This window comes from Nocardia sp. NPDC060259, from assembly GCF_042728775.1.
Classification (GTDB): Bacteria; Actinomycetota; Actinomycetes; order Mycobacteriales; family Mycobacteriaceae; genus Nocardia.
Genome location: NZ_JBHXAY010000153.1, coordinates 1 through 11,868 on the forward strand (window position 1 = coordinate 1; position 11,868 = coordinate 11,868).

Consider the following 11,868-nt stretch of genomic DNA (forward strand, 5'->3'; position numbering starts at 1 on the left):
GTTGCGTACGCGACGAAGGAGCAAGCAACGGTGCCTGACCGGCGGGACTGGAGGGGCCGCGACCTCGAGCGCGCCAGCGCTCCAAAAACACAGCTCCAAAAACACAGGAGAACGATGACGAGTACCCACTCCACCGACGGCGCCCGTGCACATGCGCGAGCCCAGGCCGCGGCTGCCACGATCGCCAGCCCTGACCTCCCCGCCGGGGTCGACCCGGCAGCAGTCGTTCTGGCGCAACGTATTCCGGCGGGCGGCTACGCGAATGTGGTCCTCGGCCGAGGCACCCGGGTCCGGCTGGCCGACCCGACCGGCACCACCTGCGCTCACCTGTTCCTGCTGCGCGCCGAATCACCTTGGGAGCGGCTGAATGTCGCCGACACCGTGAAGGTGCCGTGGCAGGCCTACCTGAGTGCGGGACATCCGCTGCTGTCCGACCAGGGCCGGGTACTGGCCACCGTGGTCGCCGACTCCGCCGGGCACCACGACACCCTGTGCGGGTCCACCGCCGACGGCCGCCACCAACTGCACCTGGCCGGGGCCAAGCAGGGCCTCGAGCCACGTGACATCGGCCCGTCGATCGCGTTGTTCCGTGGTGCGCGGGTCGCCGCGGACGGCGCGATCGAGTCGACCGGCAACGGTCCGGCGGGCGCCGCCGTCGACCTGATCATCCACCTGCCGGTGACCCTCCTGGTCGCCAACGCTCCCCACCCACTCGACGACCGCCCCACCGGCGACCTCGACATCCTCGCCTGGCCCTCGCCGGCCGATCTCGCGGCCACGCCCAACGACGACCCCGAATACCGGCGGGCCGTGGACAACACCGAAGCCGCCTGGGCGGCCGCGCAGAACACGGAGGTTCTGGCATGACAACGACCACCCGCACCGTCGTGCTCGACGAGACCGTCCCCGCCGAGGCGCCGTGGTCGGCGATCGTGCGCGCAGGCGATCAGCTCGAGATCATCGACCTGCACGGCAACCAGGCCGTCGACTGCCTGCTCTACTCCGCCGCCGACCGCACCGACCGCTACAGCGCCCAGGCCACGATCGCCGCCCAGCGCAATATCTTCCTCACCACCGGCAGCGTCCTGCGCACCGAACGCGGTACCCCGCTGATGACGGTCGTCGCCGACGAGGTGGGCAACCACGACACCATCGCCGGCGCCTGCTCCCAGGAATCCAACACCCTGCGCTACGGCCACCACACCCGTCACCAGCACGCCTGTGTGGAGAACTTTCTGACCGCGGCTCTCGAATGGGGTTTGGGTAAGCGGGATCTGGTGTCCAACATCAACTGGTTCATGAATGTGCCGGTCGAGGCCGACGGCACGCTCGGCATCGTCGACGGGCTGTCGGCGCCGGGCAAGAAGGTCACGGTGCGGGCCGAGATCGACACCCTGGTGCTGGTCTCCAACTGCCCGCAGATCAACAACCCCTGCAACGGTTTCGACCCGACGCCGGTCCGCATGGTGGTGACCCGATGAGCCTCACCGACACCGGAGTCGATGTCATCGCCGCGCGCGTCGACTCGGCCGAGCCGCCCGCCGCGGACACTGACGATGCGGGTACCCGTCGGCCGGAGGCCGTGGCCGTGAACTCCGGCGTTCCGGTATCCACGTCTCCCCCTCAGCTCGCGCGGCGCATGGACGTCCTGCGCCCCGGGATGCAGACCACCGTGCAGGACTGGCCGGGCCGAATCGGCTACTGGCACATCGGTGTTCCCCCGTCGGGTCCGATGGATGACCTGTCGTTCCGGCTGGGCAATCGGGTGCTCGGCAACCCGGAGGGCGCCGCGGGGCTCGAATGCACTCTCGGTGGACCTGCGCTGCGCTTCAGCGAGGCGACGTGGGTATGTGTCACCGGCGCGGTCGCCGATGTGCGCGTCGACGGCCGTCCGGTGGAGCAATGGCGCACGATCGAGGTCCCGGCCGGTGGCGTCCTCGATGTCGGCGCCATTCACGGACCGGGCATGCGCACCTACATTCTCGCCTCCGGCGGCATCGACGTCGAGCAATTCCTCGGCAGCGCAGCGACATTCACCCTGGGCAAGTTCGGTGGCGGCACCGGCGCGACACTGCGTGCCGGCGAATCGCTGACGCTCGGCGAACCAGCGCATCGCCGCGCCCCCGCCGTCCCGATGGCCGACATCCCCGCCTTCGGCCGCCGCTGGGAACTCGCCGTCACCGAGGGCCCGCACGGCGCACCGGAGTTCTTCACCCGCAACGATTTCGACACCATCCTCGGCACCGACTACGAGGTGCACTTCAACTCCGACCGCACCGGCGTCCGCCTGATCGGCCCGAAGCCGGAGTGGGCGCGCACCGACGGCGGCGAGGCGGGCCTGCACCCGTCGAACATCCACGACAACGCCTATTCGATCGGCGCGCTCGACTTCACCGGCGACACCCCGATTCTGCTCGGCCCCGACGGCCCGAGCCTGGGCGGTTTCGTCTGCCCGGTGACTGTCGTCGCGGCCGACCGCTGGAAACTCGGCCAGCTCACGCCGGGCGACAAGGTCCGTTTCGTTCCCATCCGCGCCGAACATGCCGCTCCCACACACGAACTCGGGGCGCGCCGTCGCGCCTCATTCGGCAGCGTCCTCTCGGCCGGGCGTGATGGCGACGACGGCATCCTGCGCCGCACCGAGGTCGACGACGAGACCGGCGTGACCTATCGCAGACAGGGCGACGACGGCGTCCTCGTCGAATACGGCACGCTCACCCTGGATCTCGGCCTCCGCGCCCGCGTCCACGCCCTGCACCAGCATCTGATCGAAGCCGGTCCGCGCGGAGTCGTCGAGCTCACCCCGGGCATCCGCTCTCTGCAAGTCCGCGTCGATCCCGCCGTCCTCCCGATCCGACAGCTCCTCCACCTGCTCGCCGAAGCCGAAGCGCACCTACCGAATTCCGATCAGCTCGTCGTCCCGAGCCGCACTGTCCACCTGCCCCTCTCCTGGGACGATCCGTCCACCCGCGAGGCGATCACCCGCTACATGCACGGTGTCCGCGCCGACGCCCCCTGGTGCCCGTGGAACATCGAGTTCATCCGCCGCATGAACGGCTTGGATTCGGTCGACGACGTCTACCGCACCGTCTTCGACGCCGAATACCTGGTCCTCGGCCTCGGTGACGTCTACCTCGGCGCCCCGGTCGCCACCCCCACCGATCCACGCCACCGCCTGGTCACCACCAAATACAACCCCGCCCGCACCTGGACCCCCGAGAACGCCGTCGGCATCGGCGGCGCCTACCTCTGCATCTACGGCATGGAGGGCCCCGGCGGCTACCAGTTCGTCGGCCGCACCACGCAGGTCTGGAATCACCGCGCCAGACCGAGCGGCGCCGCGGGACCGGGCGTCGACCGTTTCGCCACCGACGCGGAAACCCCATGGCTCCTGCGCTATTTCGACCGCATCCGCTGGCACCCGGTCGAAGCGGGCGAACTGCTCGACCTCCGCGCCGATTTCGCCGCGGGCAAGGTGGACGTCACCGTCGAGGACGGCGAATTCCGTCTCGCCGACTATCGTCGATTCCTCGCCGACAACGCCCCAGCCATCGCGGACTTTCGTGCCGTCCAGGCCGAGGCGTTCGCCGCCGAGCGCCAATCCTGGCGCACCGCAGGCGAACTCGCGGACTGATCCACCACGTCAGGGCGCGACGGCGGCCATCGCCTCGATCTCGATGAGCGAGGCGAATAGCGTCAGCCCTGGTCGGCGATGGCGGTAGCCGCCGGGTTGGTCGCATCCCGGATGACGCGCAGGCCCGCGACCAGGCCGTCCAACTGGTCGGGGGTCAAAAGGCCGGTGAGCCATCGCTCCAGCGCCGCCAGGTAGTCGGGCAGCACCTCTTCGAGGCGGCGGACACCGGCGTCGGTCAGCGCGGCATAGGCGCTGCGCCGATCGCCAGGATCCAGCTTGCGTTCGACCAGACCCGCCGCGGCCAGGCGATCGACCAGCCTGGTGACTCCGCTGGTGGACAGCGCGGTTTGCGCGGCCAGATCCGACATGCGCAGGCGCTGATCCGGCGAACGACTCAGCCGCATCAGGGCATTGAGATCGAGCCCGGAGATGCCGTGTGCCTTCCACGTCGGTTCGAGCCTGGCGACCAGGCCACTGGACGACTCGAAGAGGAGACCGGAAATGGTCAGCCGGGGATCGTCGAACATCGCGTTCACGGACATGACATCCACCCTAGCCGATACTTGCCCTGGGGATAGTTGACACGAGGAATATCTCGGAGTAAGACTATGCGTACGCAATATTCCTCACAGCAACTACTGGAGAGATCATGCAGCACAACACGTGGGTCGCCGGCTTCCGATCCGGTGTCATCAGCCCGTACGAGCAGATCAAGCTCAACGAATCCCGCGCGTTCGACAACGAGACCGTGCGCCACGTGGTGCGGATGGCAGGGGGTGGCGACGCGGTGCGCGTGCGGCTGACCAACCGCTACGGCCGCACCCCCTTGACGATCGGCGCCGCCCGCATCGCCACGCGCAAGTCCGGCTCGGCGATCACCGCCGATACCGATCGGCAGCTCCGCTTCGACGGCGCCGACACCGTCACCATCGCACCCGGCGCCGACCTGGTGAGCGACCCGATCGATTTGCCCGTCGCCGCAGGCGAAGATCTCCTGCTCAGCCTCTACCTGCCCGAGCCCACCGGCCAGGCGACGTTCTCGCACCAGCCCGCCGAGATCGTCTACGTCGTTTCCGGCGACCACACCTCCGACGTGGAACTACCGGATGCCGACGAGCTTCCGTTCCGCTTCTTCCTCACCGGCGTCGACGTGCTCGCCCCCGCCGATACCCGGATCGCCGTGGCGATCGGCGACTCGTGGTTCGAGGGCTTCGGAACCACCCCGAGCGCCAACCGCCGCTCGGTCGACGCCATCAATGCCCGGCTCGCCCACGGCTGGGTGGTCAACAACGGCATCTCCGGAAACCGTCTCACGGCCGGCGAGATCGGCGAATCCGGCCGCAGCCGTTTCGATACCGAGGCACTGGAGGTCCCCGGCGTCACCGACATCCTGGTGAACTTCGGCATCAACGACCTCATCCTCGGCGCCATGGGCGGTCAGCCATCGGCCACCGCCGACGAACTGATCGCAGGCTTCACCGACCTCGCCACCCGTGCGCACACGGCCGGGCTGCGCATCCACGCCGCCACCATCGGTCCCTACGCGGGCTGCATCTACCCCGGTATGCCACTCGCCGAAACCCAGCCGACGCGACGCGCGGTCAACGAATGGCTGCGCAGCACTGATGTTTTCGACTCGGTCTTCGATGTCGATCGCGCGGTGGCGGACCCGGAGCGCCCCGACTTCATCCGCCCCGAGTTCGACAGCGGCGACGGCATGCACCTCAACGACGCCGGCGCCGCGGCCATGGCGAGCACGGTCGACCTCGCCGCCCTGTTCCGCTGATCGAGTTCACCAGGCTCTGGCGGCGATCGCCGCTCGCGCGATGCCGCCGCCAGCGCCTGGTGATCAGCTGTCCACTGCGATGAGCACGGTTTTGCCCGAGGCATGCCCCTCGGCGAAGGCCGCAATGGCGGAGGGCGTTTCCGCCAACGGAATCCGGCGTTCGATCACCGGCTGGAGGAAACCGCCGGTCGCCAAGGCCGCCAGGTAGTCGAGGTCGGCGGCGGCGGGGCGCATCAGCAGAGGTTTCAGGGTCTGGCGGGTGAACAGGTCGGCCAGGACGACCGATCCCAGCCAGCGAATCGGGCCGAGCCAGTTGTCGCCCGGTGCGGCGGCGGAGGAGATGTAGACACCGTCCGGAGTGAGCACCCGGCGGTATTCGCGCAGCGTACGGTTGCCCGCCAGGTCGAAGATCGCATCGTACGGTTCGTCCGCCCGGGTGAAATCGTCCACGGTGTAGTCGACGACGACATCCGCGCCGATGCGTCGCACCATCTCGAGGTGGCGGGTGCTGCACACCGCGGTCACGTGCGCACCCAGCACCTTCGCGATCTGCACCGCGAAGCTGCCCACTCCGCCGGACGCACCGTTGATCAGCACCCGCTGTCCCGGCCCGACCTTGCCGATATCGCGCAGACCCTGCAAGGCGGTCATCCCCGAATCCGGTATGGCGGCAGCCTCTTCCATGCCGAGCGCGGCGGGAACGGTGGCGAACGAACCGGCATCGGCGCGCACGTATTCGGCGAACGCACCACTGGGAACCTCGCCGAATACCCGGTCACCGACCTGGAATTCGGTGACGAGCCCACCGACGGACACGACCTCTCCCGCCAGGTTCTGCCCGATCATCCGACGCTTGGGCCTGCGCAACCCGAACCCGAGCCGCAGCAGATACGGCGTCCCGTTGAGCAGATGCAGGTCCCCGCTACACAGCGATGCCGCGTGCACCCTGACCACCACATCCCGCTCGCCCGGCACCGGCCGCGGCACGATCTCGGCGCGCAACACCTCACCCCCGCCGTACCGAGGAGCTACCCACGCGGTCATCGAAGCCGTATCCACATCGGTCATGACGTCCCTCATCTCGCACTTACAGCGTAAGTATCTTGCGACAGACGCTACACTTACGCCGTAAGTGCGTCAAGAGATCAGTCAGGAGCCCCATGCCACGCACCCCGCTGACCAGGGAACGAGTCCTGCGCACGGCGATCGACCTCGCCGATCAGGAGGGCCTGGACGCGCTGTCGATGCGCAAACTCGCCAAGGCGGTCGGCGTGGAGGCGATGTCGCTGTACAACCATGTCGCCAACAAGGACGACCTCCTCGACGGCATCATCGACCTGGTCGTCGCCGAGATCTACGTCCCCCGCGCAGACGGCGACTGGCAGGCCGAGCTACGCCGCCGCGCCACCTCGGCCCACGAAGTCCTGCTCCGCCACCGCTGGGCCACCGGCCTGCTCGGCTCCCGCGTCAATGTCGGCCCCGCCATGCTCCGCTACATCGACGCCACCCTCGCCTGCCTGATCACCGCGGGCTTCACCTACGAACAAGCCGACCGAGCCTGGAACGCCCTGGACAGCCACATCTACGGCTTCACCCTGCAAGCCATCAACTTCCCCCTCGACCCCTCCGAATACGCCTCGGCGGCAACCCGATTCCTCCCCCTGATCCCCCCCGAAACCCACCCCCACATGCACACCCTCGCCACCCTGGTCATCGACGGAACCCACTCCGGACAAGCCGATTTCACCTTCGGCCTCGACCTGCTCCTCGACAGCCTGAACCACCTGCGCCGACCCACATAGCCGTCACACGCGCTCGAAAATCAAACCCTCGAACTCGAATTCCGCCTGCGCGATCGCATCCTCGGCAGTCTCGTGCCAGGTATCCGTGATGACGGCCCAGCCCTCGTCGCAGTAGAACAAGTACACATTCTCGGCATCGTCGTACCGCGCGATCGCCAGACGATCGATCCACGTGACAGGTTCGCCGCCTACATAGTGGCGCGTGCGCCCGGTCGACTCAGCACCTCGAGCAGACGCGAACATCTCGACAACAGCGCCATCGAGCAGCCGAGGTGGCTGGTCACACACTTCGACGCCCCTATTTCGCCAGCTGACCGATTCGCTGACGCGCCACATTCAGCAAGGTCGCGACATCGACATCGGGCACTTCTTCACGTCGCAGTTCGCGCACGAGTGAACGCTGCTCGGCATTCAGCTCTTCGGTGAGACGCTCGATCTTCGAACGAAGATCGGAAATGTGCTGCACGCGGCCACTGACATCGCGAGCATCGCCGAAATCGTCCACGATCAGTCGCGTTTCGACCTGCGACAACGGCACATCCAGTTTGGCAGCGATAATCGTGCGCGCCTCGTAGCCCACATCGGTGAGATGCCGGGCCTGCCCACACGGATCGTCACCATAGACATCGGGAACAGTGATCTCCCACCACCGGCCGACCCGGTTCGCATGCACGTCATAAATGATTGCTGTGCTCATGACTCGTCCCCTACAGGACCTTCCTGGTCGGTTGCTCCGCGATCACCAACCGACGCTACCAAGCTAGCAGCCATGCCAGCAAGTTGAATAGCAGAATATTCGGCTAGCCGACTAGCAGTTCAAGGCCAGGGCTGGGTCACACTGCCCGCCTGCCAGGGGCAACCCCGGTAGGCGAGCAGCTGAGGACTACTCCGATCAGCCCGGTACGAGGTCGGCGCTCCTGCGTACCCTGTCCGGCGCCTGATCGTCCCGGTGCGGGGTGACCTCCATGACCGCTTCCGCCACGGCGAGGCAGGCGCCGAGGCGCGGCGGACGCCGCAGCCCCGAATCCCGTTCCAGCAGTAGACGGACTGCGGCCCAGGGCAGATTCACGTCGGCGAAGGCAGTGTGGAACAGGCCCGCCGATGGGCGTGGGTTGACCTCCAGCAGCACTGGTTGTCCGCCGCGATAACGCAATTGCACGTTGGTCAGATATGCCAGTTCGAAGTGCCGGACCACCTGTCGGGCGATGTCGACCACCGCGGGGTCGTCCAGCAATGTGCGGAAGCGGCCCTGTTTGGCGCGCGGAATACCTACCACCAGTTCACCTCCCGGAGCCGACAGGCAGTCGATGCTGATCTCCGGACCTTCGAGAAATGGCATGACGAGCAGTGGGGGCACGAACTCCCCCTCATCGGCCGCCCGCCGCAAGGCTCCGGCTACCGCCTCGACCGAGGCCACCGGCCGGGGAGCGACCCGCAGGCTCGCCAGGGTCAGCGGGCGGTCGTCGAGGATGCGGAAGCCGAACGCCGAGTACTCACCACTCGGCTTGATGCACAGCGTTTCCCCGCCGCGCGACAGCTCGTCGACGGCGGCGTAGAACTCGTCGGCGTCGGTCGCCTCCCGCCACGGTGGCACGGGAATACCTGCCGCACCGGCGATCTCGTAAGTGCGAACTTTGCTGGTCAGCGCCCGCACCGCCGACAACGGCGAACACATGAGACTGGTGCCGACCGCGGCGAAGTCCGCGACCCGGCCCGCAAGCGCGTCGAGGCGCCGGGGCGGGATGAGGACATCGATGCGGTGCGTCCGACAGAAGTCGAGCGCAAACTGTGCGTACTCCTTGTTGTCGACGTACCGAGGTTCGATCGCCGATACATCGCACACCGAGAGGGCGGCCGCGCCCGGATCCACATTGCTGGCGTAGATGGTGACGTCCACGCCGTCCGGGTTCTCCCGTAGCAACCGCATGACCTGCACGGTCGCCGCACCTGCACTACTCAGCCAAATCCGAAGCGTTATGGCAACCGCTCCCTTCCTGTTCCCGTCGCGAACCCGGACCATATCCCGGTTCCGGGTTCCGCACATTTCGGAACGAAAGACTGCACGTCACACCCCGGCCTTCGCCCTGCCGAACTTCTCGAAGCGGTGGACACAGCGTTCGTACAGGGCGTGGAGAGAGAAGATCAGCATCAAGAAGACGGGGATGGACAAGATCTCCCAGTCCTCCTCGCGGGCCAGCAGAGCCGCGGCTGTCGCCACCGCCGCGTAGGTAGCGAAGAATGCGCTGCGCACCGCGATCAGGCGCCGTCCGGTCGGCGGCACCCGCCGGCTGACCCAGATCACCGGCGCCTGCATCAGCAACGCGCAGCCGATGACAACGCGCTGAACCGGACCGACCCCAGCCCACTCGCCGACGAAGGTGAACATCAGTCCACACCCGATCAGCGTGGGCGGCACCGCCAGCACCGCGAGTCCGAACAAGCGGACACGCTGTTCCCAGCGAGCGACGTCGGGCACCCGATCCGGAGACATGCTCACGCGATCTTCCAATTGGATTCGTTGTCTCCTTCGACCGATGCGTCACCGAAACTCGCGGACTGCGAATCCGGCCACTTCCCTTCGGGGAAGGACCGGTCCAGGTCCCCGAAGGCCTTGGCCTGCGCGCCGAGGAACGTCGAGAGCGCGGCGAGCGCCGCCCAGATGGCGGCGGTGGAGATACCGGAGGTGGCGGCGATGTCGACGATGCTGATGGGCGCTCCGATGCCGGAGAGCAGCTCGCCGATCGCCCTGGCGAGACCGAGCAAGAACTCGGCGCATATGACCAGGATCCCGACGTAGAAGGCGAGGCCGCCCACCGCGGCGTCCATCATCGCGCTGCGGGCCTTCTCGGCGATGTCGGAGAACGTTCCCGCGGCCGCGCTCTGACTGGTGCACGTCTGCATGTACGCGATGCGCGCCGTGCCCTCCCAATATCGAAGAGCTTCTACATTATTGGGGTCGATGCCCTGCTTGACGCCGTTCGCATCGTCGCGGATATCGGCCCAGTCCTCGCTGCGGAGATACATCTCGTAGGGCGCACGTATTCCGGTGTATATTTCTTTGATCTTTGTCCAGATCCAATTGCAGATCTCGATGATCTTGTCCGCACAGGCATTGATGACTTTTTGCAGCGACGGCAGCAACCGCACATACGGAAGATCGAGAGCGTCGGACTGCGCGTTCGGGACATCCGTGGTGATCGCGCTGTCGACCTTGTCGAAGAACTTGTCCAGGCCATCGAGCACGGAATTGTATTGAGAGATATCAAAAGTCATGATCAGCTTCCTGGTCTACCAGATGCTATCGAGGTTGTGCTTGCCCGCGTTGTCTTCGGCCTCATAGGTATTCGCACAGACACGCAGTACGTTGGCCACCTCGGTGAAGCGCTGCGCGGCCTCACCCGATCGGCCGGTCAGGTCTGTCACGAGTTCGTCGTTCGCACTCGTGATCGTGAAGAACAGTCCCGCTTCGATGTGTGTGAAGGTCAGGGTCTGAATCTTCGCCTGAATCTCCGACATGGTGGTGGATTTGCCGTCCCACACGGTCGCGTCGTTCCGCAACGATCCCGTAGCGACCGCGAGCTTTTCCGGATCAGCGCCCATGGCCGTCCCCTTCGAGTCGACGACGGTATGCCTGATCGTAGGATTCCTTGACCGCCCAGGAAATCGAGCCGCCCCCGACATCCATCCCCCAGGGAATGCGAACGACGCACTCGGCGATGCCATTTCGCCCCAGAGTGGTCGATACGGAGATCTCCGACTCCGTGCCGACCTCGCCAACGAAGGTGTCGACTTTCGCGGCCCGAGGACTGCCGGACAGAATCTGCAGCGCATGCTCCAGCAGCCGGCCCGAGTCGCCGATCGGAGCCGAAGCGGGTTCGGGCGCAGTGAACTTCGTCGGCACGACGTCGTCCATGCTCAGCGCCTCGAGCCGATCGATCGTGCCGTTGTCGACCGCGGCGATACTCGTCGATTCGAGAAGCTGCCGCTCGGCGTTCCTTACCGCGTCGGTCACGGCCTGCCCGAGAGTGCTCCGATCGAGCACCCGGCGCCAGTCGTCCGATACCGCTATCTCGATCAGCTCGCCGGCCCTGCTGATACCGACTTCGACGACTCCTGTGCTGTCGCGGGCCGTAGCTCGATCCGGCCCGGCGGACATCACCTCCTGCATCAAGCCGGAGATCGCCTGGGTGTACCCATGGAACTTCGCGAACTCTTGCATGAGCTCGTCGATGTCGAACGGATTCTTGGCACGAGGCGCGGCGGGGTCGGGCCGGGATGAGCTCGACGGCGTAGCGGGAGCGGGCGAGGTCTCCCACGGCGCCGCCGACTTCCGGACAAGAGGTGCCTCGTCCCAGAACTCTTCCGGATCGTCGTAGTGATTGAAGTATCCGCCGGCCATCACAGCGCCTCGGGCCGGCATCCGGAGCTCCGGGTACGAAGCGTGGCGTCGCCGGCGACCGATAGCTGAGCTCGCGCGGGACGAAAGCCGCTGCAGGCGTTCGGAGTCCGCGGGTATTTGGGGTACATGCCTACTTGGACGCGGCGGGAGCGTGGTTGGTTCCCTCGGATCTCGCGCAGCACTATCGAGGCCGCTACCCACGGGTGCCGACCGGTAGCGCCGAGCGCCGCGGAGGTGACCTCCGCGG

General features: G+C 66.8%; 14 protein-coding genes. 5 read left to right on the plus strand and 9 right to left on the minus strand.

Annotation, left to right across the window (positions count from 1 at the left end; all coding sequences use genetic code 11):
- Nucleotides 1-114: 114 nt before the first annotated feature.
- The 3 genes from ACFWF2_RS31880 (at nt 115) to ACFWF2_RS31890 (ending at nt 3,634) form a co-directional block, all read left to right on the plus strand.
- Complete coding sequence (locus tag ACFWF2_RS31880) at nt 115-867, plus strand: DUF1989 domain-containing protein (protein WP_379311202.1); 753 nt, start codon at nt 115-117, stop codon at nt 865-867.
- Nucleotides 864-1,481: an urea amidolyase associated protein UAAP2 gene (locus ACFWF2_RS31885; RefSeq protein ID WP_379311203.1), complete on the plus strand. Its 618-nt coding sequence runs from the start codon at nt 864-866 to the stop codon at nt 1,479-1,481. The genes ACFWF2_RS31880 and ACFWF2_RS31885 overlap by 4 nt, the downstream gene beginning before the upstream one ends.
- 158 nt (nt 1,482-1,639) lie before the next feature.
- Nucleotides 1,640-3,634 (plus strand): 5-oxoprolinase/urea amidolyase family protein, encoded by a 1,995-nt coding sequence (locus tag ACFWF2_RS31890; RefSeq protein ID WP_379311214.1) that lies wholly within the window; start codon nt 1,640-1,642, stop codon nt 3,632-3,634.
- 62 nt (nt 3,635-3,696) lie between these two features.
- Here ACFWF2_RS31890 and ACFWF2_RS31895 read toward each other — a convergent pair whose 3' ends face one another.
- Nucleotides 3,697-4,176: a MarR family winged helix-turn-helix transcriptional regulator gene (locus ACFWF2_RS31895; RefSeq protein WP_379088218.1), complete on the minus strand. Its 480-nt coding sequence runs from the start codon at nt 4,174-4,176 to the stop codon at nt 3,697-3,699.
- A 107-nt stretch (nt 4,177-4,283) separates the two neighbouring features.
- Here ACFWF2_RS31895 and ACFWF2_RS31900 point away from each other — a divergent pair, with 107 nt between their 5' ends.
- The gene (locus ACFWF2_RS31900) at nt 4,284-5,420 is read left to right on the plus strand and encodes a GDSL-type esterase/lipase family protein (RefSeq protein WP_379311204.1); all 1,137 of its coding nucleotides are present in this window, start codon (nt 4,284-4,286) and stop codon (nt 5,418-5,420) included.
- A gap of 63 nt (nt 5,421-5,483) precedes the next feature.
- On the opposite strand, the gene ACFWF2_RS31905 is transcribed toward ACFWF2_RS31900, so the two are convergent.
- A complete protein-coding gene (locus ACFWF2_RS31905; RefSeq protein WP_379311205.1) occupies nt 5,484-6,488 on the minus strand; it encodes an NAD(P)-dependent alcohol dehydrogenase in 1,005 nt (334 codons plus the stop codon).
- A 92-nt stretch (nt 6,489-6,580) separates the two neighbouring features.
- On the opposite strand from ACFWF2_RS31905, the gene ACFWF2_RS31910 reads away from it, so the two are divergent.
- Nucleotides 6,581-7,222, plus strand: a complete 642-nt coding sequence (locus ACFWF2_RS31910) for a TetR/AcrR family transcriptional regulator C-terminal domain-containing protein (protein ID WP_379311206.1) — start codon at nt 6,581-6,583, stop codon at nt 7,220-7,222.
- Between the two features lie 3 nt (nt 7,223-7,225).
- Here ACFWF2_RS31910 and ACFWF2_RS31915 read toward each other — a convergent pair whose 3' ends face one another.
- The 7 genes from ACFWF2_RS31915 to ACFWF2_RS31945 form a co-directional block, all read right to left on the minus strand.
- The gene (locus ACFWF2_RS31915; protein WP_379311207.1) at nt 7,226-7,510 is read right to left on the minus strand and encodes a hypothetical protein; all 285 of its coding nucleotides are present in this window, start codon (nt 7,508-7,510) and stop codon (nt 7,226-7,228) included.
- 10 nt (nt 7,511-7,520) lie between these two features.
- Nucleotides 7,521-7,919, minus strand: coding sequence for a hypothetical protein (locus tag ACFWF2_RS31920; protein WP_379311208.1), 399 nt, complete (start codon nt 7,917-7,919; stop codon nt 7,521-7,523).
- 195 nt (nt 7,920-8,114) lie between these two features.
- Complete coding sequence (locus ACFWF2_RS31925; RefSeq protein WP_379311209.1) at nt 8,115-9,266, minus strand: ATP-grasp domain-containing protein; 1,152 nt, start codon at nt 9,264-9,266, stop codon at nt 8,115-8,117.
- A gap of 21 nt (nt 9,267-9,287) precedes the next feature.
- A complete protein-coding gene (locus tag ACFWF2_RS31930) occupies nt 9,288-9,719 on the minus strand; it encodes a hypothetical protein (RefSeq protein ID WP_379311210.1) in 432 nt (143 codons plus the stop codon).
- Nucleotides 9,716-10,495, minus strand: coding sequence for a hypothetical protein (locus ACFWF2_RS31935; protein ID WP_379311211.1), 780 nt, complete (start codon nt 10,493-10,495; stop codon nt 9,716-9,718). Before ACFWF2_RS31935 ends, ACFWF2_RS31930 begins: the two co-directional genes overlap by 4 nt.
- 15 nt (nt 10,496-10,510) lie before the next feature.
- Nucleotides 10,511-10,822 (minus strand): type VII secretion target, encoded by a 312-nt coding sequence (locus ACFWF2_RS31940; RefSeq protein WP_379311212.1) that lies wholly within the window; start codon nt 10,820-10,822, stop codon nt 10,511-10,513.
- Nucleotides 10,812-11,621, minus strand: coding sequence for a hypothetical protein (locus ACFWF2_RS31945; RefSeq protein WP_379311213.1), 810 nt, complete (start codon nt 11,619-11,621; stop codon nt 10,812-10,814). Before ACFWF2_RS31945 ends, ACFWF2_RS31940 begins: the two co-directional genes overlap by 11 nt.
- Between the last annotated feature and the right edge of the window lie 247 nt (nt 11,622-11,868).